The organism is Paenibacillus sp. ACRRX (genome assembly GCF_022346885.1).
GTDB lineage: Bacteria > Bacillota > Bacilli > Paenibacillales > Paenibacillaceae > Paenibacillus_B.
On record NZ_JAKRNK010000001.1, the window covers coordinates 859,185 to 885,809 of the forward strand.

Sequence of the window (26,625 nt, forward strand, 5' to 3'; positions counted from 1 at the left end):
ACCAAAAAATAAGATGGGTTATTGCGTTAAACGAATTAATGAATTGGCAATCGATGTCAGAAAGATCTGGGGTTTGGACGTACTATGAAGTATTAGATATAAACTTGGCAAATGTGTTGATAAGTTTTCTTCAAGAATCCAATGAAAGAATGATTTTGGAGAATTATTGTAAAGGCATAGATCATGATCTTAATGAAGAATTAATGAACGAAGTTGATAGTTGGGTTGGATGTCATGAAGAGGAAATCAATAGATTTATTGAAAATATATTTCTAAAACATAGAGATTGGTTTTATAACTATTCGATTGTATAGCAAAGAAGTCATCAACTTCACCTAACACCGTATTCACGCGACGGGGCTGACGCCCCTTAGTTGTAAGGGGTATAATAATGGAATAAGGTCAGACAACAAACGACCCAGCCTAAGATAAGAGCTATCTAAGGCTGGGTCGTTTCGCTAATACCAAAACGTTATAGAAAATCAGTCCTATTAGAATAAAAATTGAATCAAAAAAAGGCAGTATAAGACAGAAGCATCATGTTTCTCAAAATAAGTCTTGGTTTAAAGGAGGTAAAAGACATGAATTGTACTTCACCGATTGAAGCGTCGTTAAAGATAAAATCGTGGCCGAAAGTTACATTATCGGCGGGGTGTCGTCATACCGTTGGTCTTAAATCGGATGGAACTGTGGCGGCTGTGGGAGATAATAAATATGGCCAATGTAATGTAAGCGACTGGCGCGACATGGTGTCGGTTGCGGCTGGTAATGTTCATATGGCGACGAATACGGGAAATGCTCATACAATAGGTCTTAAATCTGACGGCACTGCGGTGGCTGTGGGTTGGAATAAACATGACCAATGTGAGGTGAAAGACTGGCACGATATTGTAGCGATCACGGCAGGTTGGCGTCGTACCATCGGGCTTAAATCGGATGGTAAGGTCGTTGCTGTGGGTCGAAATAATGAAGGCCAATGTAATGTAAGCGCCTGGCGTGATATTGTAGCGATAGCGGCAGGTGACTGGCATACCGTCGGGCTTAAATCAAATGGCATAGTGACGATTGCGGGTAATAATCAGTATGGTCAATGCGATGTAAGCGGCTGGCGCGACATAGTGGGGGCAGCGGCGGGTTACCTTCATACCGTCGGGCTTTCATCTGACGGAACTGCGGCGGCAGTGGGTTGGAATAAGCATGACCAATGTGATGTACACGGCTGGCACGATATTGTGGCAATCGCGGCAGGTAGTTATCACACCATCGGCCTTAAATCGGATGGAACGGTGGTTGCTGTGGGTAATCATAAATATGGCCAATGTGATGTAAGTGGCTGGCGTGATATTGTGGCGGTAGCGGCGGGTAGCGCTCATTCTCTCGGTCTTAAATCGGACGGGACGGTGGTTGCTGTGGGTGATAATAAATATGGTCAATGCAATGTAAGCAGCTGGCGCGGCGTCCAACTGCCCGGCAATTCGTTTTAAATCAATTTGAAATGAGAGCTACATATGTAGCTACTTTATATGATTGTTCTTTAGGTATCCTATTCCAACAGTGCATTCATGCATCGCAGCTTTACGGCCGCTCAGTCGTTAGATGCATTTCGAAGAGTGATTCAGGAGAGAAATTTATCAACCTAACCGCGTCGCGGCCAAACATCAGATTTAGAATATTATAGCGATGATTACTTAGCGGACAGGATAGTCCAAAAACATGGAGGAGTCAATGAAGACAAAAATTGTTGTCATCCTTACAATAATTACTGTTGTTATGGGCATATTCTTCATTTGGTACTTTACACCCAAGAAATATTCAGAGACAGTAGATGGCGTGTATTATCAATTAGGGAAGGAAGGCATAATCGAGCATGTAAAAGTACACATTGATGGTAAGTTGGAGAATCATATAAATGGCAATAAAACCTTTCGTGGATTTATTGACTTTAAGGGCGATAAAATACCTCAAATTCCAAAAGAGAGAGCTGAATTAGAGTTACATTACGATGGTCAAAAATTCACTACGATATTTTCCCCTTTCCAAAAGATAAACGGAGATCTTAAAGGCAGAATCAGAACTGATATTTATCAATACGGTTGGATGTACACAAATGACAAATTCACGGATTTTACAATAAAATTAACGATGAATGGTTCCATATCTTTATCAGAGGGGTACATGATAACGTTTCCTGCGAAAGACAGAGCGGAAGCAATGAACAAGTCCCAGAGGCTTATTAAGGAGTTTGAACAACAATAGGAATCAAATCCCCCTAAATTAAGTCAGTTAGACAACCCGTGTCTTACCGCGTAGCAGCCGGTCGCTGTCGCTACTTTATGGTAGTGAGGGCTCGTAAATACTAAGCCGTTCGATAAGATTAATACTGAGATAACACTTAAAAACATCCTCTCGAGTGTGCTCCGCTTATCATAGAATGAGTGGTATTATTGAATGATTATAGAGATTGATGGGTACTATGATCCAGCGTATCAGTAGAAAAGAAAGACTTTAAAGAACTTTATCTAAAAAATAGGGATAAAAATTGAAGGCGGTAATTTATGAATACGTTAACAAATGAAACGATGGATGAATTATTGGCAGCAATGGACACTTATAAAGTAATTGCACAAGAACTCATTGACAAATTAATATTGGAAACTAACCAGTCTGAAAAGTCGGAGATCATAAAAGGAAGTTACTACTTACTCTCAAATGCGGAATTACTAAACGGTGAAGAGCATTTAACTAGTAATTGGTACTATGATGTTCATGGAGAGCATTGCATGTTTGAGAATGTAGAAACGGGGCAAAAGTTGGAGGTTTCGCTTGGGCGTATAGACGATATCGGAAACATGGATCCCTATTTTTTTATGATTTCTTGAAATCAACTGAAAAATTTAAACACCTGATTGAATATTTCGAAAATCCATTTGGTGAAATGTTGAACTTTTTTGAAGTATTAGAAAAGCGTAAAATGCTTATACATATTCATGGTGTTGAATACAGAAAGATTCCTCAAATTGAGAAATAAGTTTGCTGATCTAAAAGGTGAAAATAGAAATAAAAAGGAGTCTGCGGAAAAATGAGTGTTTTTAAGAAATTAAGAAATGAATATGTGATTTGGCATGCAAATCGTGTTAAGTTCCCCAAATTCACACCAAGCAGTATAGTCAGAAAAAACGTAGCTTTTTCTGGAAAGGTGCAAAAGGTAGGATTCCGCTTGGAAATATATTGTCTAGCTCGAAGGATGAAATTAACCGGATGGGTGAGAAATTTAAAAGATGGAAGTGTGGAAGCTGAATTACAAGGGGAAGAGTCGCATATTGATTTTTTAGTCAATTGTATGCAGTCCTTGAAACGGGCGTCTGTAAAGAAAATGACTATAATTGATCTGCCTTTTAGAGAGGGTGAAGAAAGCTTTACAGTATTGGAATAAAGTACATGATCATTCCTTATTTCAATTTCGAACACTTGATTCAAACTAACTGCGGGACTTAGGCCAATGGTTGTCGAGATATACGATCATGAAAGTAGTTCAGACAACCAACAGCCCAGCTTAAGATAAGAGCTATCTAAAGCTGGGTTTATATCGTGAATAAAAGTACGTTAGGTGAAATTATTGAAAAATCTAATTGATAGAATGATTCTGATAAATTTTGCGATGAAGGAATTTTCAAGGGGGATATAAAATGCATGAGTTAGCGCAAAGTGAATTTCGAAGGATTAAACCATTACTTGCAGGAGGACATTTACACCCTGAGATTATTTCAATAGTCGAGCATAATAATCCCGGCTGGATATTTGTTGATCAAGTTGATAGACCAAATAGTGCTTTGGTTTGGAGTAAAGGAATACAAGGGTTCTACCTTATTGGGGATCATACAAACGAGGTATTTAAGAGTAATTTGGATCACTTCATAAGGAGAATGATCGAACCGAGGATGAGAGAAGTTTCATTGAACCATTTTGAAGTATCGGGTCATCATGATCAATGGAGCATGGAAACGATATTTTCAACAAGGAAGCTGTACAAGTTTGAACAAGTGGTCTTGAATTTAGTGAATTCCCATCGTTTACTAAAAAGTGATGAGCTAGAAACCATCAATCTTAAGACAGAAGACTGGGAGAATATGGAACTTAAGAATACAGAATTCATTGATGAGCATCTTAGCTTGTTTTGGTCGTCACCGGATGACTTCAAGAAAAAAGGATTTGGATTTGCAGCTGTAAAGGGAAGGGAAATTATAGGTGTTTGTTATTCTAGTTTTGTGACACAAGATACGCATGCAATAGGAATTGAAACGGTACCTCATTTTCAAAACTTAGGCGTGGGTTCGCATCTAGCTAGCCTTATAGTAGAGGAAATGGTACATCATGGACTTAAACCATACTGGGATTGTTCTCATGACAATAAATCCTCAAAAAAGCTAGCAGAAAGATTAGGTTTTACTGTGACTCACCGCTATACATGCAGCAGTTTTAATATTTAGCGGACCCAGTCGCTTTGCTTCCTTAAGTCTCTCGGGTTCGTAGATACAAATACGTTATTCGTTATGGGCATAAAGACAAAAAATCGATAAGGGTGGATGCATATTTAATGAAGCTTGTAAGTACGCTTGAGCATTATGAATTGCTCATAGATGAGGGAAATGATCCAGTACAAGACCCACCACAATTACAAGCATATATGGAAAGATGGGATGGTACCTCTTTTTTTAACAGTGTATTGACATTTTTACACATTGAGGATAAGGAAAAAGCATTAAGTAACATTTACTTATTACTAAAGAATAATGGCTCATTTGTTTTATCCGTTAGTAAAGATAATGAGTGGTTTGAGTGTGGTGATCGGAAGATAAAGCTTTACCCTATTGGATTAGAAGAATATATTCGTCTTTTCAAATCAGTTGGTTTTCAAATTGAATCCATTCAGGAAACAGAAAGCAAGTTTGCAACAATTATTAAAGGGAAGAAGTAGAACTGAATTCAGCTGTTAAAAAGAAAATAATTCATTAGACTGAAAATTATCAAGACCTAAAGTTAAGGAAATAAAATAAAGGGTTCTATATATTATGCATGACTAATATGTGGGACCCTTTATTTTTAACTACTGTTCCCAGTTAGTTGAGAAAACGGCAGTCCAAATAATGGCTGCCATATCTTCTTATTATTGATTAAGGGCCATCTTGTGCTGCCTCAACAATGTCGCAATATCAACGCCGTCAATCGTCAATCCTTCGATATTGCAACCTTCGATACTGACTCCTCGTAAATTAGTTTCACGCACGACGGCGTCCTCTAAGTTGCATGAAATGATTCGTACCGGAAGTTTCGCTGTGGTATGCCCGTCCTCAGACCGATTCTTGTCACCGTAACCGATATGTTTAAATTGCGCGCCACCCCATTGCGCTCCGTCGATAAAGATTCCTGTCAGATTGGCGTCGGATATCGCCATACCAGTAAAGTTGATGTCGTTGAACGTAGCGCCAGCCAAGTTACAGCATTGGAAGCTTACCCCCTCCGCCCCAACATTCTTGATGCTAGAACCACTAATGTCCGCATTCACGATGGTGAGGGTTTCTCTGACATTTTCGATACGCATAGATATTCCTCCTTTTAACAATTATTACCTACTTTATCAATATAACAAAAGCGCTTATTTTTGTAATTAATAAATATATTATCATTTCACTAAACTGCCCGTTAGCACAACACGGCTGCCGATCCATCCCGGCAGCCGCATTTTAGTTATTTTATTAAGCTATCGTTCCCAGTTAGTTGAATGATGTCAGCATAAACACAGTGGACACCTCAGTCTGAAAGAATATCCTACGTAATGTGCCACGGTGAACAACGAATATTGCAAAGGCGGGAGGTGAGTATGGAGATTTGGGCTTGCGGGCGAAACTGAAGTGTTGCTTTTCTACGGTTCAAATTAAGTAGATTGGGTGTGTGATAATCCGCTCTATTTACATCCCCAGTACAATTTTCCCTTTGGTTCGCCCGTTTTCAATATGCCTGTGAGCCTCTACAATCTGTTCTAATGGATAGCATTTCTCAACAACAGAACGTATTTTATTATCCTCTATCAGTTGACTCAAAAATTCCATATCCAAGTCATTCGGTTTTGTAAGATGTAACTTAGCCTTCTTGCGGCCAATCATAGGACCAACCATCAATTGAAATGGGTGGTATTTGGGGCGTAGGGGCTGTTCTGTAATATAGATTCCGGTCTCGGTAAGAGAACGCATACAACTGAAGTAAGTTCTCTTACCAACAGCATCTAGAATAAAATCATATTTTTTTCCGTTGTCCGTGAATTCCTGCTTGGTATAATCGATCACGTGATGTGCCCCGAGGCCTCGCACCCACTGGATATTTGAAGCACTACATACAGCGGTTACCTCAGCCCCATAGTATTTCGCAAGCTGAACAGCAAAGTGACCAACGCCGCCAGAAGCTCCATAGATTAATACCTTTTGACCCTCTTTAACTTGTGCTACATCTCGCAATGCTTGCATTGCCGTCAGGGCTGCACAAGGTACAGCCGCCGCTTCTTCAAACGAGATATTTTTGGGCATAAGAGTTAGTACATTCTGACGAGGACAGACATATTCCGCATGAGATCCAAAACAACTCCCAAATACATCATCGCCAACCTTAAATTTAGTTACGTTATTGCCAACAGCCTCTACTGTACCCGCAACGTCTATACCCAATATGAGATTTTTAGGTTTCGTAAGACCATGCTCTAATCGTATTGGTAAAAATCCTTTACGGCACAGATAATCAAATGTATTGACCGAAGCATTACGTACCCGAATCAACACCCGAACGTCATCCTTGATGGATGGCTGTTGCACATACCTGATCTTCATAACCTCAGGCGATCCATAGGAATTAAAAATCGCTGCTTTCAACCTTTTAACCTCCTATATTATCAACTTAGAGATCGTTAATCCTAGGCAAACTCGTCTTTCCCAAAGAATAAATCCAAATGGTCAACCACAAACCGCTAATTCTTACTGCATTGAATTATCCTCATAAAAAAACACTTCTTCTAAAGGCAAACCAAACGCTCGTGCAATACGAAAAGCCAGTTCTAATGATGGGGAGTAGTTCCCCTTCTCAAGTGCAACAATAGTCTGTCTTGTTACTCCTACCTTGTCAGCTAATTGCTGCTGGGTCATTTCATCGCTGTTAAAACGCAATTTTCTAATGTAGTTGCCGACAAGATTTTTACCCATGTTAGACTCCTTTCCTGTAATGATAAAGTCTCGTAACCGAGCCTGTTACATCAGACATAAATCCCGAAATGATTAGGATAATGAACATTTTTTGTGACGGTTGAAACACGATGAGAGATCCCATTGAAAGAAGAAAACCTAATATAAAAACAAAAAACGAATTTCTTGTTGCTTTCAGAGTTATCATCCGATCAAGTTCGTCCTCAAAAGTTGGTTCCTTTTCTCCTGTTGTTATTCGATACACGATATTAAAAACGATACTGATTATAATGTGGGCAATTATTGAAACCAAAATTAAGATGAAGACAAAAGAACCCCAAAATCGAAAGGTCTCCATTGATTCTAGTCCGCTATTGGGATGCATCGGGTACATGTACAACCAAAAAGAAACGAATATGGTAATAACACTAACTAAAGAAACAACGCTTTTTTTCTCTTGATAAGTCATAATCTCCCTCCCTCAATATTCATCAATGTAAATTGTCTTATTCAGAATGTAAAGCATAGAATACTAAATGTCAAGCAAACTTTACATTGATAATTTGGCATAACTAATACACACTCGTCCCATTGACTTTTTTATTTTTAGCTCTTGATAAACTCTGAAAATAAAGTATTAGACTGACTGGCGATAGTGTTGATTAACGGGCAAGATGGCGCAGTGGAAACAAAGATAGATTGACCCTCAAAATTTCCAATGCGTATTGATGTATAATATAAATACCAATATATCCAAGAAAGGAAGATATAAATGTTGAAAAAAGTTATCTTGGGTGCTTTTCTTGCCATCCTCTCATGTAGTGCATCTACTGCTTATGCAGCAGATACTCAAATAAAAGTTGATGGTATATCTGTCGTATCTGACGTGAAGCCCGAATTTAAGAACAATCGCACAATGGTACCCCTGCGTGTAATTAGCGAAAATTTGGGAGCTAATGTCAATTGGTCGAAATCCGAAGTTACGCTTACGAAAGGCAATATGAAAGTAATTTTAAATCTCAACAGCACTTCAGCGAAAAAGAACGGCGAAAAGATAACACTTGATGCAAAACCATATGTACTACATAATCGTGTTATCGTACCCCTTCGTTTTATCGCAGAAACGTTTGGATGTAAAGTTGATTACAGCAACTCTACAGTAACTGTAGACACCAAGCCATTGGTCATTGATGGTGTGAAAATAAAAGCATTGCAATATGAATACCATATGACGATGGGCGGCGTAGTCCAACAATTAAATGGAAATGCGTATAATGAAGCCATTTATCAACTTATTTCAAAAAACAAGGGTACAAAGGTAAAAGCTCCTGACAGCTTCTCTTGGAGTGTTAATCCTGATACACCTGGCTCTTATTATAAAAATGGGCAGTATAATTTTTTGGACGAGAAGGGAAAAAGCGTAAAGCAATATGATATCTACAGTCTAGTTAAAGCATTCCCAGCTGAATTGATATCAGGACTCCCAGACGTATTGGTTTATGACGCTTCCGAAGACCAATGGTATATATTTAGCAATGCCGCAGGAGATTCCATTGGTCAGATGATAAATAAGGCAGAAAAGAATGGGTTTTTGAAGGTGATCAGTAATAATGTTGCTTAATGATTATCGCACGAACGGGAAAAGATAGCTCAATAAATACAGTTGAAGGCAGCTGACTTTTAAGGGTTAGCCGCCTTTACTTAACTAACGGCCAGGATAACGCAGTAATTTTGCAAATACTCCACATATGGACTTTTTTACAAACTTCACGAATAAGGCAAGGCGTTATCAGAAATCGATGAGGAACTCGAAGGAGCAGAAAACATGAAATGCCCTCACTGTAACAACGAATTAAGTGAACTTCCTTTATGTTACGGAAGTGAAGCACCCTATTATTTTTACACTGTACCAGAAGAGAAAAGAACAGAATTAATTAGAGATTTTTGTGTAATTGATGAACAGCATTTCTATATTAGAGGACATATTGAAATACCAATCATTGATAGTAAAGAGAAATTTATTTGGAGCGTTTGGGTTTCTCTTAGTGAAGAAAACTTCTTGAGAGCTAATGAATTATTGCACGTAGAAGGCAGGGAAACTGAAAAACCTTATTTTGGTTGGTTATCGACAGAACTTTCAATATATCCAACAACTACATTATCGTTAAAGACAATGGTACATACACAAGAAGTTGGTGCTGTTCCGTTAATAGAATTAGAACAAACGAATCATCCACTTGCAATTGAACAAAGAGAAGGAATTACAATGGGCAGAGTTAAAGAAATTGCTCATTTAATATATCATAGTCAGGATGAGCAGAATTTGAAAGTATAGTCGAAGAAGTCGCTGACATCTTATAACATCGTATCTACGCCGCATCGCTGCTGCTATTAAATTTTGACTCCTTTTCTTTAATGAGAAGGAGTTTGTTGTATAATACAGAATTTGAGAAAGATGGCATTATTTAATGGAATAATCTTTGATTGTCATTCACACAGAATTTACAAAAAGAATATAGGGGGAGTATTTATGATAGTCCTTAAGGAAATAGATCGAAGTAATTTTTATGATGTTATCAAGTTGAGTGTAGCTGATGAGCAAAATGAGTTCGTAGCAACAAATTTGTTTTCGCTCGCACAAGCTAAGGCATTTCCAGAGTGTGTTTGCTTGGCTATTTATCATAGTGATGTCCTAGTGGGATTTACGATGTATTGTATGGATGAAGATGACCATGAATATTGGATTTATCGGTTAATGATAGATGCGAAGTATCAGTCAAAAGGTTATGGGAAGGCTGCTATGGAGAGGCTCATTGAAAGGATTAAAGAGGATACACACCATCGGGTCATATACATAAGCTTTGAACCAAACAATGTTTGGGCAAAACATTTATATGAAAAATTAGGATTTAAAGAAGATGGCCGAGTTATCGATGGAGAAGTCGTTTATAAACTGGAGTATTGATCAGACAAAAGAGAAATAGTCGTTCTGCTGTATTTGAGGATTTGTGGATGCAAGAATGTTAGTTGAAACGTATGCAAATTGTAATGGAAAAATTGAATGATAATACTTATCCCAAAGCAAATTTTTGATGGTTAATCAAGAAGGCATATGCATCATCTAATACCGTGACTACGCTGGGGGCTTAGTCCATGATTCGTAAAATGAGGTAAGCATGAAGCGGGCTCAGCTCACAACCAAGCGAGGCTAAGTCCATCGGGCAAGACTGTTGGCGCCCACACGTGAGATAAAGCCTGAAACCATCGGCAAGGCAGCATGGGGCTTGGCCTGTTTATCACGAATCATTTAAGAAATAATTTAGAAATATCCCTATTTCTTCTTAACAAGTTTTCCCTAATCTTAGTTTTATGTAGTACCTAGGGAGAAACCAATGACGAAGAGATAGGGATTTTTGTGTTTCTCCTCCAGCTTATGAGACCACTATGATTTTGATATAGATGTAGGAGGATTACAGATGGAAAAGTTAACGGTTGTCGTATTGTTTGGCGGCTGCTCGAATGAATACGAGGTATCTCTCATATCAGCTGCATCTGTAATTGAGCATATGGACTCGGATAAATACGAACTCGTGCTAGTTGGGATTACGAGAGAAGGAGAATGGTTGAGATATAGCGGTTCTCTAGCGGACATTCGCGATAATCAGTGGCATTTACATCCGAGCTGTATCCCCTCTTTTTTATCGCCGAGCCGCTCTATTCGGGGGCTCATTGAGATTGTGAATACGGAGTATCACGTCACGCCCATTGACGTTGTATTCCCGGTTATGCATGGGAAGTATGGCGAGGATGGAACGGTACAAGGACTTATCGAGCTTGCAGGCATACCGTATGTTGGCTGCGACATGCTGTCTTCTGCCATTTGTATGGATAAAGATATCGCACATGCCTTAGTACAAGCATCTGGAGTCAACACGCCTTATTCGGTAACGATGTATAAAGGTGATCACGAAGAAGAAGGAGTTCAGGATCTTCAAGCATTGAAGTATCCCGTCTATGTAAAACCAGCGAAATCGGGCTCTTCCATAGGCATTACAAAGGCGCATGATATTTCGCAGTTGATGCAGGGCATCAAGCTTGCCTATGAGCATGATCATAAAGTGGTGATCGAAGAAGAAATTAAAGGATTCGAGGTAGGGTGTGCTGTGCTAGGGCATCGAGATCCTATGATCGGTGTCGTTGATGAAATTGAACTAATTGGGGATTTCTTCGACTTTACGGAGAAGTATTCCTTGCAATCCTCAAAGATTCATCTCCCAGCCAGAGTGGACGCTCCTACCGCAGACCGTATCAAGAAGATAGCAAGACAAATATATAAGACACTTGGCTGCAAAGGATTTGCCAGAGTGGACATGTTTGTTACACCTGATGGCAGCATTGTATTCAATGAGGTCAATACGATCCCAGGATTCACATCCAATTCAAGATATCCAAAGATGCTTCAGGCGAGCGGATATACCTATTCGCAAATACTTGATCAATTGATACAGCTCGCAGTTGCGGAGGGATTGTGACATGGAGATGCTATCTATTAGAAAGGAAGATAACAACACCGTTTGTGGGAATAAGAACGTTGTAACCCTTACACGGTCAGATATCTATCGTGGGCATCTTCTTTTAGTGAATCGAAATCATGCAATAAGACAAATGGAGGGCTCACTTGAACTTCATGCTATTGATAATTTGCACGTCTTTGATACAAAGAGAGAATCGATGAGGCTGGAAAAGACATGCTTGAAGCAGCTAACCGCGCTGCTTGAGGCTTGCAACGGGACGCAGGACATTCTGGTTGTAAGCGGCTATCGTTCACAGGACGAGCAGACGGAGCTGTACGAAGCATCGCTCAGAGAGAACGGAGCAGCATTTACATCCAGCTATGTGGCCCGGCCCGGCGAAAGCGAGCATCAGACTGGACTGGCTGTGGATGTTGGACAAAGAACGGAAGAGGTCGATTATATCTGTCCATCATTTCCTGACACAGGCGCTTGCCAAGATTTCAAGCAGCTTGCAGCCCTATACGGATTTATCCAAAGATACAAGGAAAGCAAGGAAGCGATCACGAACATTGCAGCAGAACCGTGGCATTTTCGATACGTGGGTTATCCGCATTCCGCCATCATGGAAGAGTGCGAATGGTGCTTGGAGGAATATATCGAGCATGTAAAGCAATATCAAGTCCATCAAAAGCAAGCGTACGTTGAGGACAAGAATGGAAGGAAAACGATTGAAATCTACTATGTCCCCATTTTTCAAGACATCGCCTGTATCGAGGTACCGAATGGAACACCATACACCGTCTCCGGAGATAACCAAGATGGATGCATCATCACGGTTTATCATGACAAAGGCAGCTTAGAAAAACGCAAGCACGTATCTTCGGAGAATGAGCATATGGATTTACATTATGCACCCCTTAGCGATTATTATCGTTCTAGGAATAGCCAAATTCAATGGGCTGAGTCATATGATGGTCGGTAACAGCCTGATTCACTTTATTCTGGTATCATTTCTTTCTTCTGCAGCAGCTGCCATTGTGGTTTCGCTATGGAAATCGAAGAAGACATCGAATCAATCAGGTCGGTATCGGGCATGGGCAGAAATTAACCTGGCTCATTTGGCGCAGAATGTAAAGGAGCTCAAGCGTCGATTGCCTGCTGATTGTCGGATTATGGCGGTGGTGAAGGCGAATGCATACGGGCATGGCAGTGTTCCCGTTGCAAAATGTCTGCAATCGATCGGCATAAACGCTTATGCCGTCGCAGAGATTCGTGAAGGAGTTGTCCTGCGCAAAGCGGGGATTCAAGGAGAGATCCTCATTCTCGGATACACCTCACCATGGCAATTTGAAGATTTATACCAATATGAGCTCACGCAAACTGTCATAAATGCAGATTATGCCGCTGCTTTAAACCAATATAGCAAAAAGATAAAGGTTCACGTGAAGATTGATACAGGTATGGGAAGGCTGGGAGAGAACGTAGAGCAAGTGGATCGTATCCTCAGCATATACCGTCAGCCCCATTTAACGGTTACGGGTACCTACAGTCATTTTTGTGTTCCAGACTATGATCTGGAAGCGGATATCGCTTTTACAAAGAGACAAATTCAATGTTTCTATGATCTTGTGCATGTGATCAAGTCGAATGGAATCGAACCCGGCAGTCTGCATCTGCAAAGCAGCTACGGGATTTTTCACTTTTCACAGCTGCATTGCGACTTGGCTCGCCCAGGCATTGCTCTGTACGGGGCGATAAGTGCAGTGAAAGACAATGAAGAGTCTACGTTTAGCTTGCTGCCGGTGCTTTCCTTAAAAGCAAGAGTAACCATGGTCAAAAGTGTCAATGCTGGAACCAGCATTGGATATGGGCGCAACTATAAGACGACACAGGACAGTCTCATCGCTACTGTGTCGATCGGGTATGCAGACGGGGTACCGAGATGTTTATTCGAGCAGGGCGGCCATGTATTGGTGAAAGGACAACGAGCGGCTATAGCGGGCAATATATGCATGGATCAGATGATGATTGATGTGACGCATATCGAACATGTTAATGAAGGCGATATCGTAACGCTTATTGGACAAGACGGCGAGTATTGCATTGCTGCAGAAGAGGTTGCGGCACGTTGTCATACGATTCCGAACGAGTTGCTAACCGGCATTGGAAACCGAGTGGATCGAGTATACGTCAATTAAAGGTGCTAATAATGGATGCAAAGAATAGAGAACCTATGGGTGAGTTCCGTGATAGGAAACCATCCATAGGTTTTTTCTTTAGGCTGTTTTCTAAAATATTATTGCTTTTTATAAAATGAAGTTCAAACTATTCAAAACGTATAATTGAAACTAAAGGGTTAAATATTCGTATAAAATATTACAGATAGAAGGGGGCGTTATTTTGAAAAAGCATTTGATAAAAAGCTGAATGATTTTCTATTCGATGCCTCATTAGAGATAATAGAAGTACAATATTCTGCAAATATATTTTTCATAGTGCGTTGATTTTGTATAAGTAGAAAAGTAATGTGATATTTACAAGCAGGTGTCGTCATTTGACGGCATTTTTCACTTCAAGTTGTGGTATTTTTGAATCTAATAGGTTAAGTATTCCTATAAAAGTTTATAGTTTGGAAGGAAGTGTTACAAAATGGACTATACTAAAATATATAATGAGAAACTGATTGCCTCAGTAAAAGAGAAATTAAATTCAATTGGTGAAGTTAAAACGGTGAAGTTTTTGAGAGAAGAAACAGGTATGTCATTAATAGAGGCAAAAAAATTTGTAGATGCTTTTAAAGCATGAGCATAAATTAGAGTGAGTCACTAACTTGTGGCTCTTTTTTATGCACTTCTTACCTTGAAAATGTTCCATCCAACCTTTTAGGCGATGATGAAAGTTATTAACATGTTGAATGTGGTAGATTCCCTTTTTCACAAAGGAGAGATACAAGATGAAAGAGGCATGGGAAAGATCAAGTAAAAGTATGCAGATCAAATTTGAGACGCTAAGTGTTATGATTAGCCAAGTTTTCAGAGGCAAACGGCTCATAAAAGCTGAAAGAACACAAACAGGACTTAGTAATGGCACCTATAAAGTGGAGATTGAAGGGTCTACTACACCCTATCTTTTAAGGATCTTTTCTGGAGGTTCAGACATAGCTATAAAAGAAAAAGCAATCGCTGAGAGATTACGCGGCGTCGTGCCAGTAGCCGATTATATATATCTGGATACAAGCCGAAAGTTAGTGGAATATGATTGGGCTTTAATGGAGTGGAAAGAGGGAGTATTACTGCGTGATATTTTACAAAGAAGAGAAGAACGCCAGATTGCAGAAGTCGCGGAATCTGTCGGCAATATACTAGCTCGGATTCACAGTCATACGTTTGAAAGCCCGGGTCTTTTCGCAGGGGACCTTACGATCGCCCATCCATTTGACATGGATGAGAACGAATTTTTCTCTTTTATTACTGAGAGCTTGGATCATAGTGCGACCAGGCATTGGCTGGGAGCGGAAGCCACGGAAAAGGTTCGATCATTCTGTGTGTCTCACCGTTCGTTATTATCCGAAATTCATGAACCGCCAGTCCTCGTTCATTCGGACTTCAATGGTTTAAACCTTTTGATGATGGAAGGGCTAAATGGGTTCGAAGTATCGGCGGTATTGGATTGGGAGTTTGCTTTTTCAGGAAGACGTTATGTTGATATTGGGAATATGCTACGGTATGAACACGATAAATCCTTGTTCGAACGTCATTTTGTAAAGGCATACCGGAGTTCAGGTGGGTTCTTGAATGAGAATTGGGTTCTATTATCTAAACTGGAAGATTTGATTGCCTTGTGTGATTTATTGAATCGTTCGACTCCGGAAATGACAAACCGGATCGCGGATTTAAGACAGCTTATAAATCAGACTATAGTGGGGGCATAAGCCATGGAGATAACACCTATAAAGACGCAGTACGGCTCACTCGAAGGAAGAGATTGTATATTTTTAGATGATGTTAATTATAAGTACAATGAACGAAAGGTTGAATTGACTGGTGAAATTAGTGGTAGTTTAGCCAGTGAAGGTGAAGAGGACACTTGGATTAGTTATACGATGGTCTTTTCTAATATCCAATATTTTAAGATGGTAGGGCTTGATTTAAGTTATGATCATTTTGATTTGGACTACAGTGAAACGACATCATTTTTTGAAATGACGAACTCAAATCTTTTAGAAATTGTTTTGAAGACAATGGGTGTTCAATCTAGGCACTTTATTGTCGAAACTTACGACGATGTTTTTGAAATCGTTGCAGATCAATATGAAATAAAATTTGGGGATATAACTAGAGATTAAAGCGATTTATGAGTTATTGAGAAGAAGTCCTGAAAGTCACCTAACACCATATTTATGCGTTACAGTCTCAAGGCTGCTAGGTATTCTAGAGTCATTTTAAAGAGCTGAATTTGGATAGGCAACCCTACCAGGCTAAGCCCGTCAGATCCGTCACTTGCGCGTCTTAAGCCAGTGAGGGTTCATGAATAAGACAAGATTATAAGAAATCCACGCAAAATTTAATACTTACAATAGGATGTGAATTATTTGCAGAAAATTCGAAGAACAAAAGAAGTAGAGGGTGTAACTGTACCCGGGATCATTCATAATGGTGGTCATTATTTTTATATCAATGTTGATGTTTATGAAGACGGCATGTCAAATTGCTGGGAACTTGTTGATTTGAATGGACTTAAAGAAAAGCTTAGTTCCAATTGGTTAAATCCATCCATCCCAGAGAGCGAAGACCTATCTATACACGCTTTAGGTATGTATACAGTTCAAAAAGCCGAATGGATATTTGATAAGGATACATATTACGAACATATAAAAGACACAATTAAAACGATTAATCCTAACTTTGAAAATATCTATGAAATCACATCTTGGCAAAAACAATTGGCAGAGAAAAGAAAGATTATGTACTCGCCTCGAGCTACTAATTATTATGTTATGCGTGAAATGTTTTATGAAACTATAGATGGAGATCAGTTCTCCATCTTCATCAAATATGAAAATATAAATTATTTAGCAAATCTAGTTGTTTACGAAGATGGGTTAGTCATTTGTTATTTCCATGAAAATAAACTTACTTTTAGATTAGAGGAGATCTATGAGCTTTTTACGAATGGAACGTTCTTTACAAGCTTTGACGAACCAACAAAAGTAATGTTATCTGATTTAGGTGAAGTGACGTTCTCACAAGTTGTGTATTCAACAGAGATTGAAGATAAATATATCGAGCTGATGGATATTCATAAGAAGCTTAAAGGCGAAAAGACTTCACTGGAAGAGTGCCGAGAAGCATATTATCAATATTTAGAAGATCCAATTGAGTATTACCGTCAAAATCTGAAAGTCAAATATGAACTTGTTCCCGAACATGAACGAATCTTCTTAGGGGATATGGATAGTAAAGATTGGGATTATCAGAGAATCATCTACCGTCCTGAAGAAAAGCGCGAAGTATAAGTGACCCGAAGAAGACAGGGACATTTTATAATAGCATGTTCACACATCGGGCCATTCCGTTCTTGGTTCAGCCGGACACATCCGCATCATCTAACCGCCTCGCGGCCGCTCCTTCGGGGGTTAAGGTAGTAGGACGTCGGAAGCATTAACATTATAAGAAATCCCCGGAAGGGATTTTAAGTGAGGAGTGAGTAAGGGGTGTCGAACGTACATGATAATGAAATACTATCCTATGAGATCAATTTGAAACAAAATAAAATAGTAATCCATACCGAATATATAATTCCAAACAAAACTGAAAATACAACGATTTTCTTTTATGATGTTCTTGCACATTTTTTTGAAACCCAATTACCAGGTAGTATTATATTTGATATCGATACCTATGATATTCATCATTTTATTACAGAAAATAAAGAAATATTGGAAAAACATAAGAACTATAGTTGGCCTATGGACTATACAACGATCGATGAGCTAGAAGGAAAATTGATACAAGAACAATATAAGTATTTTATAATATCCTCGTCGTATGGATTAAGCGGATGGGTCTTAGCAAAAAAGTATGAAATAAATGTAATTGAAATGTAGAAGGATTAGAAATTAGTGTGATTCAACAACTTAGGTGTAAATACTAGGAGTGATTTAATAAATAGGTCTGAGCAAGTATTGCTTAGACCTATTTATTTGTCATTATTATACCGGATGCAGTAAAGGTCAATTACCAGACAATGTAGTTGACGACGTTTTAGTTTTTAGATCAGACGAAACTTTTTTCTAACAACTGTGCCACAATCAGACTCTTAGGAGAGAGGGCTTATAGTACCAAACAAGAAAAACGAATCAAACTTTATCAGGTTTTATAGGTACACATATTTCGCAATAAGGGTTGCTAATCATATCGCCAATATATCTTTCCAAGATGGGCTTGTCGTCCATTTTATAGCCCATGCTTTGTAGAGAAGGGAAAATATCGGCATATGCTTTTTGAATATCTTGTGCTGTGTGTTTCACTTCGAAAATAAGGTATTTGCCACCAGGGAGTTCACCTTCACATATAGAAGCATCGATTTGATAATCCTTTGAAATCACAATACAAGCATCAAATCTACAGTTCTCAGGAAGTGTTGTTTCAGGGTTATCCTGTGGAATTGCAAATAAGGTTGCCGATATAAGAAGATTTTTCTCCTCAGCCCATTTTTTTAACTTCTCCATTACTTCAATATTAGCAGGACCGTATGGACCAACTCCGCGCATATAAGCAATACGATAGTTTGGAAGTGTTTCGACTTTAGATTTCATAAGTTCTTTCTTCCTTTCTTCAATGATATTTGTTGGTTACGTTTCGAATGTAACATGCTTTAAAAAAATATACATGATGATTTTAAAAATATTTGGTAAAAATGTTAAAATGATAATGTGACAAACATGATCTAAGCTGTACGAATAACAATTTCATATAAAAGGGTCAAATAAAAAACCACCCTTAACGGGTGGCCAATGATGAAGAGATTTCCTATGAATCAGTTTCACTTTGGTATTCAAGAATATCTCCAGGCTGACAATCGAGCGCTTTACAAATCGCTTCTAAGGTCGAGATTCGAATTGCTTTTGCCTTTCCATTTTTCAAAATCGAAAGATTAGCCATTGTGATTCCAATTTGTTCCGAAAGCTCCGTCACACTCATTTTTCGTTTCGCCAACATCACATCAATATTTATAATTATCGCCATGGTATTCACCTCAAACCGTAAGTTCATTTTCCGACTTCAGATTAATAGCGTCTTGTAATAATCGTTCAAGTACAGCCCCAAATACGGCAATGACAAACGACGCGAAGGCTACAATCAAACCGAGTAAAATAATACCAGGTGCATCCATGTGCTGTGCCATGATGTACAGTACGGGCTCCATGGCTACAAAAATAATGCCAATACTGATGCCGCAGTATTTGATCTTCTTTAATGCCTGAACTGACAGCTCCGAAAAGGCGATATTTTTATCAATATAACTGAGTAATTTAAATGCCTGATACAGTGCGACGTAATAAGGTATGGTGGCTGCAAAAAATCCGATAACTATTGCATATAATTTGCCTGGGAACGGATCGATTGGTTCTTGAAATAAGGAAACAGCTGACACTACACATATAGCAAGCGCTGGTAAACCCATTACAAATACAGAAATCTTTAAAAACAATGTTGATGCACGTTTCATTGTTAAACACCTCATTTGTATAAATTCAATGTTATTATAATGCCAAATTTATCGTTTTACAATAAATAATAATTGTAATTAAATAAATATATATTGTTTTATTTAGAAAATTAGATAGCGTGAAATTATTAATCTGAATAGTAAAATGGATAATCTCAAAATAATTACAGCGCAAGAAACAGGGAGTGATGATAACAGCTAGTTGAACTCGCATGTTTTTCAAGGAAGCTTGTCTTTCACCTGACAACTTATTCGTGCTGCGGAGCTTACACCTTTTAGTTAGTAGATGTATAATCATGGAAGTGGCTCGGACAACAAACGAGCGAGCATAAGTTAGGAGCATTCTGAGGCTGGTCGAGTCGTTATCGTTAATACGAGAAGCGTTAATGTACGAGAGAAGAAAAACAATCAGAGGAGGTTAAAACATGAAAGCACCAGCACGGACGGATAACAAATTTTCAAGCTTAATCTCATATACAGTAGAAGCAAAAGAAAAGTTTGGGTCCTCTGCCGCGTCTATATTGATCATTCAGGACAACAAAGTTTTAACAGAATGGTATTCAGGAACGCATCATTTAAAGAACGGATCACTCGTCGTAACAGCTGATTCCATGTTCAATCTATATTCACTAAGGAAGACGTATGTCGGACTCGCTACAGCAATTGCTGTTGTGGAAAGTAAATTGTCCGTTGACTGTAAAGTTTCGGATGTCCTCACCCAAATGCCTGAATATGAGTTGGGCAATACTACAATAAGAGATTTAGCAACAAAATCAGGTACTAAATATTTTGGACCCCATCGTGTTGAACGTGAGGAAGTAGCATCTGAACTAATAAAGGAACTTACAGGATATAATATTGCTCAATTAATTACAGATCGAATTTTTAAACCAATGAAGTTAACGGGTACGGAGTGGGTGTCGGTACCTAATGAAAAATTAGTTTGTGATTTTCAAGCTGCTGATGGCTATGCATCCGTTAGAGTGGAGTCAAATGAAGGTCATGAAAGAAATCTGTATTCAAGTACGAGAGAACTGGCACAGTGGGGAAATTTACATCTGAATAGAGGTTTACTTAATCAGAATGAGTTAGTTCCAGCTGACGTTTTTATACTCATCGATCAATTACGAATGGATACCGAAGATAAAAACCGAATTTTTGGATGGTACTATCAGGATAAGTGCTATTATGCATCTGGTGCAGCAGGCTGCCACTGTGTCATTGTGCCAGAGTTTAATGCGGTAGGCGTACGAATGCTAAATAAATATACCGAAAACTACACTGAAGATCAGAATTCTTTTAATGAAATATTCTATGACTGCCTTCAAGCGAGATCGTAAAATATCTTGTGTAAATAGATAAAAAGGAAGACCTTTGTGTCTGATATGACAAATCTTATGAGCAAGCAAGTAGATGCTTTCGTCAAAGGGACGTTAGCTAAGCGTTAGGATTGCGTCTACATCGATGCCGCATACATTGCAGTTAAACTTGAAACCGTCACTAAAGAAGCTGGATGCCTTGCAGTTGATATTCGGGAAGATGGAACTAAGGAAGTTGTATCTGATCGTACAGTATTTAAGATGCTTAACGCTAACAGCGTTTGTAAACGCATCGTTTTGATGTGAACTTAATCATCAACTAAATTATTTTAATTTTTAACATCCTCACCTTTATTAAAAAAATGCATATGATGCACTTAAGGCAATTCACTTTTTCTATGATTGTAAGGAGGATATGAAATGAGTGGAAATGGAAAAAATTCAAAACAATCCTCTGATTCACAAGACATTCAGATCGCAAGACTTGCATTTATTGGGGCCACTATCGCTACATTAGGAGATGGTATAGCTGCGATTGCTGCGGGTCTTGCATTAGAAGCTTTAGAAAAATCAAGTAACCAAGATTCTCAAAATCTGGATGAACAATCAAAACAGTCAGACACCATGCAAAAGCAGATAGACTATATAATAAGTGAGTTAAAACAAATCAAAAGAATGATGAAATAAAATGTTTCCCTAAGCTACATCAAGAGAGCCTAAAATATCTTGTGTAAATAGATAAAGAGCAAAAAGGAAGACCTTTTCTTGTAGAATGAAGTCACATAACACAATTTCCTGAAAAGAGGTCTTCCCTATGAATCATTTAACATCAGACTTGGTCCAAGCCCTAGTCACCAAACAGGATGTGACGGGGGTTTTGTATACCGAGCAGAAGATGAGCAGTTGGTTGAGCGGCCCTAGAGACTTTCTTTGACAAGTGAAACTCTACTTATCCAAGGTCATTAAATCGTTGAGTGAAATCCCGTATATCTTCACGATTTATAGCGTTCCAATGCCGAGCTGAAGAAGGTTTTTTTATTTACACATAATGCTTGACGCTACCCTTCAAGCACAATGATATTAAGTATTTTAATGAAGTCAGAGCCTTTACATAACACAGTATCTACACTGTTTTGGGGATGGGGAATGGTCTCTTGATCGTCTGTAGTATTGCGGAGAAGTGGGATCGGACAAACAATCCTGCAAGATTAAGTCCATCGGCCCCGGCGTGTTCGCTCCTCTCAGTCGCTCGGTTTGTAGATACAAGAAAGATATCGGCAATTTGCGTAATGATAATAAGAAAATGAGGGATGTTTAATGAAGCTTATAGATTTAACTCATGTTCTTCAGCATCAAATCCCTGTATATCCAGGCGACAGTGAGATGGAGCTCGTACAAACGAAGTATTTGTCTAGTGATGGTTATTGTAATCACCAGTTAACGATGAATATGCACACCGGCACACATATAGATGGTCCCATGCATCTAATTGAGTCCGTACTATATTTGAGTGAATTTCCCCTGGATTCATTTGTGGGGAAGGGAACATTACTAGATGTATCTGGCATGAATCGCATTGAGTATAAAGAAGAGTATGAACACTTAATAGGTGAAGGGACAATCTTAATCCTATATACGGGCTTCAGTGTATACTTCGGCCAAGAAAAGTATTTTTCAGAGCATCCGATTATAACAAAAGAATTTGCAGAATTAGTAGTTCGAAAGAAAATAAAACTAATTGGAATGGACACACCATCTCCAGATCGGTATCCATTTGAAATTCATAAATTATGGTTTGATAACCAAGTGCTGATTGCTGAAAATCTCACAAATATTGATCGATTATTGGATGTCAGTTCATTTGAGATAATAGCCCTGCCACTTCTAATTAAGGCAGATTCTTCGGCTGCACGTATTATTGCGCGTACAGAATGAATATACAGCTAAGGAACTGAAGGCCCATTCGAAGAATGCGAAGATATTCGATAACGTAGCATTCACTCAGTGGATCAGCTAGTGCTGATCCTTGGTCACTTGAGAAATGTTGGAATAAAAACAGAAACAGGCGGACAACCCTGCAAGGCAAAATTAATCGAAAGGAGAAGATCAATAATGGCCTTTTCAGAGAAAATCAAATTAGAAGCAAAACGAAGAGCGTGTTTTAGGTGTGTTATATGTCACAAAGTATTTGTAGAAATACACCACATAATTCCACAAGCTGAGGGTGGAAGTGATACAATTGAGAATGCAGCTCCACTATGTGCTTCATGTCACGATCTCTTTGGAGGAAACCCAGAAAAACGTAAACAAATAAGAGAAATGAGAGACGATTGGTATGAACGCATGGAAAGAAGAGCTAATGGTGAAAATGTCATGGAACCAATCATGGAAGAGCATCTTAATATTAATATGTTAAAAAATAGTGGGGTAGCGATATATCATGTTGTTTATGAGCATGAGGATTTTGACACTTCAGCAAGCATACTAGTAAAATTATTACAAAATGCTCAGAAACATAATCCACATCAGAAACGATATTTGTATCTTGATATTGAGGGGCATAAAAATAGTAATGGCGGTTTTGATCATGATATGTTCGAATTACAAAAAGACTTTGCTTTGGGTTTTTTAATGCAATACTTTACGAAAATTTCAATGCCATTAGTTTGTGTCAAGAATAATAAACTACAAAGAAATGACGTCCCTCAGAATTTTGAAATATTTAGTGATGAAAAAATGTTGATTAAAAAATTAAAGAAAGAATCGGGTGAAAGACACTTTATTGTGTATCCTCCCGAAGTCGATTAACTTCGTATCTACGCTGCGGACTTCGCTCTTGAATCGGTTAATGCAGAGAAGCAGATTAAGTCAGGCAACACTACGATCCTGAGTCTGGCGATCTGTTCTCGTTGGTCACTTGAGGATCTCGGGTTTGTGAATTCAAGAACGTTATAAGATATACTACAAAAGGAAGAGTGAAATAATTGAGCCTCACTAATGTTCAATTACCCGTAATAATCTTAGCTATTATTACAGGATTTATTAGTTATCTATATAATTTTAGAGCCAAGAAGAGAGAGTCGTATTTAAAAGAGCTGGGTTTAAGTTATAACGAAGTTTATACCCCAATGTATATTAAATTAAAGCGAATAAAATTTATAAGAGATCATGATAAAAAAATGATCTTAATCAAAGAGTTTTTTGATGAATACAAAGTTGATAATTCTAATGTTAGATTTATTGGAACTACTTCTAATCTAGAGACATATTTTGAATTAGAGGTAATGTATGAAGAATACTTACAAAATCCAGGAAGATCAACAGAATATTTATTTATGAAAAAACTTGAGAGTTTTTATTGGACTATTGAAAATGAGTTTTGGGAAGCACATGACATTATTTATGAGGATCATCTTCAATTTAAAAGTCTAAATAGAAAGAATATTTTTTATAAGTTAGTAATTGAGTTTTTAATTTTATTACATAACGTCTCGAGATTTTTATTGGGAGCCACGTTACTATTTTTATATATTTGTCTTTGGAATCAATATATACAAAAAAATTCATTTTTAAATGCATCTGGATGGTTTGATGTGCAACTAGCCTTGTTATCCCTATTGTGCTCAATAATGTTGTTTTCATTGACTAAAATATTTTATGTATCAGTAAAAAGAGAAAATAGAAAAAGCAATGAAGTATTAAAAAAAATAATTAAAAGGATACCAAAGATTTTTCGTAAATAAATTCTATGAAGATAGTACGTCGTAAAATACTGTGAGTACGCTGAGTGTTTTGCCCATGGTTCGAAAAATGTGGTAAGCGGAGATGTTGAATCAGCTCCCCCTCCCGAGAGGCTTAGTCTGTCGGACTCAGTTCATAGATTAACGATTTGAACGTTTTTTTCGAATATAGAAGGAAGTAGATAGCAAACAGATTATTTAATGAATTAGAACTATCGCGTAAACGATTTTAAGATATATAGGACTGCCGGATGTCTTGCTTAGTATATTTTGTCGATGGCGATCATTTTCACCATTGACCGGCATTGAGGTGAAGGATCGTATATTGGAAAGTGTGAAAACCTCCGGCCAAGGGCTGCTGATACCGAACACAGGATTATAAGGATTTTCACAAATGAATTATGGTCCCGATAAAGCATCATTAAGCAGCATTCATTGAGTACTCAACCAGACTAAGTAAGTATTTTCAAAGAAAAAAAGACGCCTTCAACACACTGATGAGTCAGGGTGAAAGCGTCTTTTTTGTATGAAGACTTGTATTTTAAATATACTCCTATTTCATCCTCGGTATAACACATCTCCTGACTTACCTCTATCCTGATTTTCGCTCGGCTTTTTCTTTTGACAAGCGTTTTGGATTTTCGGGGCAAGTACATCAATAATCAATGCTATAACCTGGTTTATTCGTTTATTCTCAGTGTTTTGCCTATACACTTTCCTTCTTTGATCATAAGATATTTCGATAATGAGCACAGGAGGGTTTATATGGCAGCAAAAGTGAAGGTTAGCCAGCAATTCAAAAGACTTTGTATGCAATTTGGAAAAATTCTAGGTGGTGAATCGGAAGTTGAAGCAGGTCCGGTTTGTTTTGTCATGCGCATGACGAATTTAAGGGAGACGATCCTGGGAAGAAGAACGCGTTCGCCATTGGTACAAATGCAAATGTTTTCGTTTGAATCTCTTGATAAGTCGGGCCGCGCGCTTTGTTTGGGCGAGACTGCCGTACATCAAAATCAAGTGAATCGATTGATGTCAAATCTCCGAAAACGGGGCATAAAAGTGACTTCACTTCATAATCACTGGCTAAAAGAAAATCCTCGTTTAATGTATATGCACTGGGAAGCGATTGACAATCCTGTTGCGTTTGCTAGAAAAACCAAAGAATCCATTGCATTCTTAGGTTAATGCATTGGAGCGGTGAAATTCTATTATTCATTTATTCTGAAAGGATGATTTCGTATGGCGGAACACGTGCAAGCAAGTCCCCGTTTTAGAAGACTATGCAACCAATTTTCAACTATTTTAGGTGGGACCGAGCATGAAATTACTAAGGGCCCGGTTTGTTTTGTTACCAGAAACAGGATAATAAAAGCCTCAATTTTAGGAAGACGTACCACATCTCCATTGGTCCGCTATCAACTGTTCTCGTTTGAATCACTGGACAGTTCAGGCCGCGCGCTGTGTTTAGGGGAAACGGCTCTCTTCCAGAACCAAGTTAATCAATTGCTGTCAAACCTGCGCAGAAACGGGATCACTGTAACTGCAGTCCATAATCACTGGCTATTTGAGAATCCACGTCTTATGTACATTCACTGGGAGTCAATCGATAAACCAGTTGCATTTGCAAGAAAAGTAAAACGTTCGATTGCTTTCCTAGGTTAAAGAAGAGGAATTGTATGAACCTGAAACGTCTTCATCGTCACTGATGTGTCTTTTATTGGGTAATGAGTACTACTGTCATAGTAAGGGTAATTTTCACTTTTGATCTAGTTGAGGCTTATAGGGGAATGCTTAATTATACACATTAAGAGGTGTTTCAAAAGCCATGTAATGGCTGCTGGGGCATCCTCTTTTTTATGTTTGTTAGTACGAGTTGGGGGGAGGTATTCAACGTCTGCCTCAAGATCCACAAAAGGTAGTACATTGAAAAATTACTTCTACGCGCTTAGTGCATTAGGTCGAATATTTATTCGATGAAAATATGAGTCTCAATAAGTCATACCTGAATTTCTTATCTGCCTCAGTTACATTTTTCATAAAATAATTATCGATAAACATTAAATAATTGTTGAAAAACGTAGTTTTTGATGTCATACTT

The 26,625-nt window shown here is 38.3% G+C and carries 31 protein-coding genes; 25 read left to right on the top strand and 6 right to left on the bottom strand.

Translation table 11 applies throughout. From position 1 onward, the window contains the following. Window positions 1–53: 53 nt before the first annotated feature. From MH117_RS03890 to MH117_RS03920, 7 genes are all read left to right on the top strand, one after another. Entirely contained in the window at window positions 54–314 is a 261-nt protein-coding gene (locus MH117_RS03890) for a hypothetical protein (protein WP_239327320.1), read from the top strand. A 267-nt stretch (window positions 315–581) separates the two neighbouring features. Continuing rightward, window positions 582–1,484 (top strand): RCC1 domain-containing protein, encoded by a 903-nt coding sequence (locus MH117_RS03895; RefSeq protein ID WP_239327321.1) that lies wholly within the window; start codon window positions 582–584, stop codon window positions 1,482–1,484. Window positions 1,485–1,725: 241 nt separating this feature from the next. Beyond that, the gene (locus MH117_RS03900; protein WP_239327322.1) at window positions 1,726–2,256 is read left to right on the top strand and encodes a hypothetical protein; all 531 of its coding nucleotides are present in this window, start codon (window positions 1,726–1,728) and stop codon (window positions 2,254–2,256) included. A 299-nt stretch (window positions 2,257–2,555) separates the two neighbouring features. Next, complete coding sequence (locus tag MH117_RS03905; protein ID WP_239327323.1) at window positions 2,556–2,879, top strand: hypothetical protein; 324 nt, start codon at window positions 2,556–2,558, stop codon at window positions 2,877–2,879. Window positions 2,880–3,079: 200 nt separating this feature from the next. After that, entirely contained in the window at window positions 3,080–3,433 is a 354-nt protein-coding gene (locus tag MH117_RS03910) for an acylphosphatase (protein ID WP_239327324.1), read from the top strand. A 253-nt stretch (window positions 3,434–3,686) separates the two neighbouring features. Continuing rightward, window positions 3,687–4,487 (top strand): GNAT family N-acetyltransferase, encoded by an 801-nt coding sequence (locus MH117_RS03915; RefSeq protein ID WP_239327325.1) that lies wholly within the window; start codon window positions 3,687–3,689, stop codon window positions 4,485–4,487. 107 nt (window positions 4,488–4,594) lie between these two features. Continuing rightward, window positions 4,595–4,975 carry a class I SAM-dependent methyltransferase gene (locus MH117_RS03920; RefSeq protein ID WP_239327326.1) on the top strand — a complete coding sequence of 127 codons (381 nt, stop codon included), beginning with the start codon at window positions 4,595–4,597 and terminating at the stop codon, window positions 4,973–4,975. 189 nt (window positions 4,976–5,164) lie between these two features. Here MH117_RS03920 and MH117_RS03925 read toward each other — a convergent pair whose 3' ends face one another. The 3 genes from MH117_RS03925 to MH117_RS03935 all read right to left on the bottom strand — a co-directional run bounded on the left by MH117_RS03925 (window position 5,165) and on the right by MH117_RS03935 (window position 7,244). Further along, window positions 5,165–5,599: a pentapeptide repeat-containing protein gene (locus MH117_RS03925; RefSeq protein WP_239327327.1), complete on the bottom strand. Its 435-nt coding sequence runs from the start codon at window positions 5,597–5,599 to the stop codon at window positions 5,165–5,167. A 367-nt stretch (window positions 5,600–5,966) separates the two neighbouring features. Beyond that, a complete protein-coding gene (locus MH117_RS03930) occupies window positions 5,967–6,917 on the bottom strand; it encodes an NAD(P)-dependent alcohol dehydrogenase (RefSeq protein ID WP_239327328.1) in 951 nt (316 codons plus the stop codon). A gap of 102 nt (window positions 6,918–7,019) precedes the next feature. After that, window positions 7,020–7,244, bottom strand: a complete 225-nt coding sequence (locus MH117_RS03935; RefSeq protein ID WP_239327329.1) for a helix-turn-helix transcriptional regulator — start codon at window positions 7,242–7,244, stop codon at window positions 7,020–7,022. 754 nt (window positions 7,245–7,998) lie between these two features. Here MH117_RS03935 and MH117_RS03940 point away from each other — a divergent pair. The 11 genes from MH117_RS03940 (at window position 7,999) to MH117_RS03990 (ending at window position 17,843) form a co-directional block, all read left to right on the top strand. Beyond that, a complete protein-coding gene (locus tag MH117_RS03940; protein WP_481857243.1) occupies window positions 7,999–8,844 on the top strand; it encodes a copper amine oxidase N-terminal domain-containing protein in 846 nt (281 codons plus the stop codon). 204 nt (window positions 8,845–9,048) lie between these two features. Further along, window positions 9,049–9,558: a DUF2199 domain-containing protein gene (locus MH117_RS03945; protein ID WP_239327331.1), complete on the top strand. Its 510-nt coding sequence runs from the start codon at window positions 9,049–9,051 to the stop codon at window positions 9,556–9,558. Window positions 9,559–9,753: 195 nt separating this feature from the next. Beyond that, window positions 9,754–10,188, top strand: a complete 435-nt coding sequence (locus MH117_RS03950; protein ID WP_239327332.1) for a GNAT family N-acetyltransferase — start codon at window positions 9,754–9,756, stop codon at window positions 10,186–10,188. Between the two features lie 511 nt (window positions 10,189–10,699). Beyond that, window positions 10,700–11,755, top strand: coding sequence for a D-alanine--D-serine ligase VanG (vanG, locus tag MH117_RS03955; protein ID WP_239327333.1), 1,056 nt, complete (start codon window positions 10,700–10,702; stop codon window positions 11,753–11,755). Between the two features lies 1 nt (window position 11,756). Beyond that, entirely contained in the window at window positions 11,757–12,719 is a 963-nt protein-coding gene (locus tag MH117_RS03960) for a M15 family metallopeptidase (RefSeq protein ID WP_239327334.1), read from the top strand. Next, window positions 12,706–13,935: a serine racemase VanT catalytic subunit gene (gene vanT / locus MH117_RS03965; RefSeq protein WP_239327335.1), complete on the top strand. Its 1,230-nt coding sequence runs from the start codon at window positions 12,706–12,708 to the stop codon at window positions 13,933–13,935. Before MH117_RS03960 ends, vanT begins: the two co-directional genes overlap by 14 nt. Window positions 13,936–14,386: 451 nt before the next feature. Beyond that, a complete protein-coding gene (locus MH117_RS03970; protein WP_239327336.1) occupies window positions 14,387–14,542 on the top strand; it encodes a hypothetical protein in 156 nt (51 codons plus the stop codon). 148 nt (window positions 14,543–14,690) lie between these two features. Further along, complete coding sequence (locus tag MH117_RS03975; protein ID WP_239327337.1) at window positions 14,691–15,668, top strand: phosphotransferase family protein; 978 nt, start codon at window positions 14,691–14,693, stop codon at window positions 15,666–15,668. Between the two features lie 3 nt (window positions 15,669–15,671). Next, window positions 15,672–16,082 (top strand): hypothetical protein, encoded by a 411-nt coding sequence (locus MH117_RS03980; RefSeq protein ID WP_239327338.1) that lies wholly within the window; start codon window positions 15,672–15,674, stop codon window positions 16,080–16,082. 246 nt (window positions 16,083–16,328) lie between these two features. Continuing rightward, a complete protein-coding gene (locus MH117_RS03985) occupies window positions 16,329–17,252 on the top strand; it encodes a DUF7638 domain-containing protein (protein WP_239327339.1) in 924 nt (307 codons plus the stop codon). A 198-nt stretch (window positions 17,253–17,450) separates the two neighbouring features. After that, window positions 17,451–17,843, top strand: coding sequence for a hypothetical protein (locus MH117_RS03990; RefSeq protein WP_239327340.1), 393 nt, complete (start codon window positions 17,451–17,453; stop codon window positions 17,841–17,843). Between the two features lie 252 nt (window positions 17,844–18,095). On the opposite strand, the gene MH117_RS03995 is transcribed toward MH117_RS03990, so the two are convergent. The 3 genes from MH117_RS03995 to MH117_RS04005 form a co-directional block, all read right to left on the bottom strand. Next, a complete protein-coding gene (locus MH117_RS03995; protein WP_239327341.1) occupies window positions 18,096–18,554 on the bottom strand; it encodes an AraC family transcriptional regulator in 459 nt (152 codons plus the stop codon). A gap of 214 nt (window positions 18,555–18,768) precedes the next feature. Next, on the bottom strand, window positions 18,769–18,984 hold the full coding sequence (locus MH117_RS04000; protein ID WP_239327342.1) for a helix-turn-helix domain-containing protein: 216 nt from the start codon (window positions 18,982–18,984) through the stop codon (window positions 18,769–18,771). A gap of 10 nt (window positions 18,985–18,994) precedes the next feature. After that, window positions 18,995–19,468, bottom strand: a complete 474-nt coding sequence (locus tag MH117_RS04005; protein ID WP_239327343.1) for a DUF2975 domain-containing protein — start codon at window positions 19,466–19,468, stop codon at window positions 18,995–18,997. A gap of 425 nt (window positions 19,469–19,893) precedes the next feature. Between MH117_RS04005 and MH117_RS04010 the strand changes: the two genes are divergently transcribed. The 7 genes from MH117_RS04010 (at window position 19,894) to MH117_RS04040 (ending at window position 26,189) form a co-directional block, all read left to right on the top strand. Further along, window positions 19,894–20,808 carry a serine hydrolase domain-containing protein gene (locus MH117_RS04010; RefSeq protein WP_239327344.1) on the top strand — a complete coding sequence of 305 codons (915 nt, stop codon included), beginning with the start codon at window positions 19,894–19,896 and terminating at the stop codon, window positions 20,806–20,808. Window positions 20,809–21,207: 399 nt separating this feature from the next. Further along, on the top strand, window positions 21,208–21,474 hold the full coding sequence (locus MH117_RS04015) for a translation initiation factor 2 (protein WP_239327345.1): 267 nt from the start codon (window positions 21,208–21,210) through the stop codon (window positions 21,472–21,474). A 630-nt stretch (window positions 21,475–22,104) separates the two neighbouring features. Then, the gene (locus tag MH117_RS04020) at window positions 22,105–22,722 is read left to right on the top strand and encodes a cyclase family protein (protein ID WP_239327346.1); all 618 of its coding nucleotides are present in this window, start codon (window positions 22,105–22,107) and stop codon (window positions 22,720–22,722) included. A gap of 69 nt (window positions 22,723–22,791) precedes the next feature. Next, complete coding sequence (locus tag MH117_RS04025; protein WP_239327347.1) at window positions 22,792–23,595, top strand: HNH endonuclease; 804 nt, start codon at window positions 22,792–22,794, stop codon at window positions 23,593–23,595. A gap of 176 nt (window positions 23,596–23,771) precedes the next feature. Continuing rightward, the gene (locus MH117_RS04030; protein WP_239327348.1) at window positions 23,772–24,530 is read left to right on the top strand and encodes a hypothetical protein; all 759 of its coding nucleotides are present in this window, start codon (window positions 23,772–23,774) and stop codon (window positions 24,528–24,530) included. A gap of 762 nt (window positions 24,531–25,292) precedes the next feature. Then, window positions 25,293–25,712: a DUF1259 domain-containing protein gene (locus tag MH117_RS04035; RefSeq protein ID WP_239327349.1), complete on the top strand. Its 420-nt coding sequence runs from the start codon at window positions 25,293–25,295 to the stop codon at window positions 25,710–25,712. 54 nt (window positions 25,713–25,766) lie between these two features. Then, the gene (locus MH117_RS04040; protein WP_239327350.1) at window positions 25,767–26,189 is read left to right on the top strand and encodes a DUF1259 domain-containing protein; all 423 of its coding nucleotides are present in this window, start codon (window positions 25,767–25,769) and stop codon (window positions 26,187–26,189) included. Window positions 26,190–26,625 lie beyond the last annotated feature (436 nt).

Bases quoted from the DNA above. Each gene is read 5' to 3' on its own strand.
- MH117_RS03890 (WP_239327320.1), top strand. From the start codon at position 54: ATGTCAGAAAGATCTGGGGTTTGGACGTACTATGAAGTATTAGATATA.
- MH117_RS03895 (WP_239327321.1), top strand. From the start codon at position 582: ATGAATTGTACTTCACCGATTGAAGCGTCGTTAAAGATAAAATCGTGG.
- MH117_RS03900 (WP_239327322.1), top strand. From the start codon at position 1,726: ATGAAGACAAAAATTGTTGTCATCCTTACAATAATTACTGTTGTTATG.
- MH117_RS03905 (WP_239327323.1), top strand. From the start codon at position 2,556: ATGAATACGTTAACAAATGAAACGATGGATGAATTATTGGCAGCAATG.
- MH117_RS03910 (WP_239327324.1), top strand. From the start codon at position 3,080: ATGAGTGTTTTTAAGAAATTAAGAAATGAATATGTGATTTGGCATGCA.
- MH117_RS03915 (WP_239327325.1), top strand. From the start codon at position 3,687: ATGCATGAGTTAGCGCAAAGTGAATTTCGAAGGATTAAACCATTACTT.
- MH117_RS03920 (WP_239327326.1), top strand. From the start codon at position 4,595: ATGAAGCTTGTAAGTACGCTTGAGCATTATGAATTGCTCATAGATGAG.
- MH117_RS03925 (WP_239327327.1), bottom strand. From the start codon at position 5,599: ATGCGTATCGAAAATGTCAGAGAAACCCTCACCATCGTGAATGCGGAC.
- MH117_RS03935 (WP_239327329.1), bottom strand. From the start codon at position 7,244: ATGGGTAAAAATCTTGTCGGCAACTACATTAGAAAATTGCGTTTTAAC.
- MH117_RS03945 (WP_239327331.1), top strand. From the start codon at position 9,049: ATGAAATGCCCTCACTGTAACAACGAATTAAGTGAACTTCCTTTATGT.
- MH117_RS03950 (WP_239327332.1), top strand. From the start codon at position 9,754: ATGATAGTCCTTAAGGAAATAGATCGAAGTAATTTTTATGATGTTATC.
- vanG (WP_239327333.1), top strand. From the start codon at position 10,700: ATGGAAAAGTTAACGGTTGTCGTATTGTTTGGCGGCTGCTCGAATGAA.
- MH117_RS03960 (WP_239327334.1), top strand. From the start codon at position 11,757: ATGGAGATGCTATCTATTAGAAAGGAAGATAACAACACCGTTTGTGGG.
- vanT (WP_239327335.1), top strand. From the start codon at position 12,706: ATGATGGTCGGTAACAGCCTGATTCACTTTATTCTGGTATCATTTCTT.
- MH117_RS03970 (WP_239327336.1), top strand. From the start codon at position 14,387: ATGGACTATACTAAAATATATAATGAGAAACTGATTGCCTCAGTAAAA.
- MH117_RS03975 (WP_239327337.1), top strand. From the start codon at position 14,691: ATGAAAGAGGCATGGGAAAGATCAAGTAAAAGTATGCAGATCAAATTT.
- MH117_RS03980 (WP_239327338.1), top strand. From the start codon at position 15,672: ATGGAGATAACACCTATAAAGACGCAGTACGGCTCACTCGAAGGAAGA.
- MH117_RS03995 (WP_239327341.1), bottom strand. From the start codon at position 18,554: ATGAAATCTAAAGTCGAAACACTTCCAAACTATCGTATTGCTTATATG.
- MH117_RS04000 (WP_239327342.1), bottom strand. From the start codon at position 18,984: ATGGCGATAATTATAAATATTGATGTGATGTTGGCGAAACGAAAAATG.
- MH117_RS04005 (WP_239327343.1), bottom strand. From the start codon at position 19,468: ATGAAACGTGCATCAACATTGTTTTTAAAGATTTCTGTATTTGTAATG.
- MH117_RS04010 (WP_239327344.1), top strand. From the start codon at position 19,894: ATGAAAGCACCAGCACGGACGGATAACAAATTTTCAAGCTTAATCTCA.
- MH117_RS04015 (WP_239327345.1), top strand. From the start codon at position 21,208: ATGAGTGGAAATGGAAAAAATTCAAAACAATCCTCTGATTCACAAGAC.
- MH117_RS04020 (WP_239327346.1), top strand. From the start codon at position 22,105: ATGAAGCTTATAGATTTAACTCATGTTCTTCAGCATCAAATCCCTGTA.
- MH117_RS04035 (WP_239327349.1), top strand. From the start codon at position 25,293: ATGGCAGCAAAAGTGAAGGTTAGCCAGCAATTCAAAAGACTTTGTATG.
- MH117_RS04040 (WP_239327350.1), top strand. From the start codon at position 25,767: ATGGCGGAACACGTGCAAGCAAGTCCCCGTTTTAGAAGACTATGCAAC.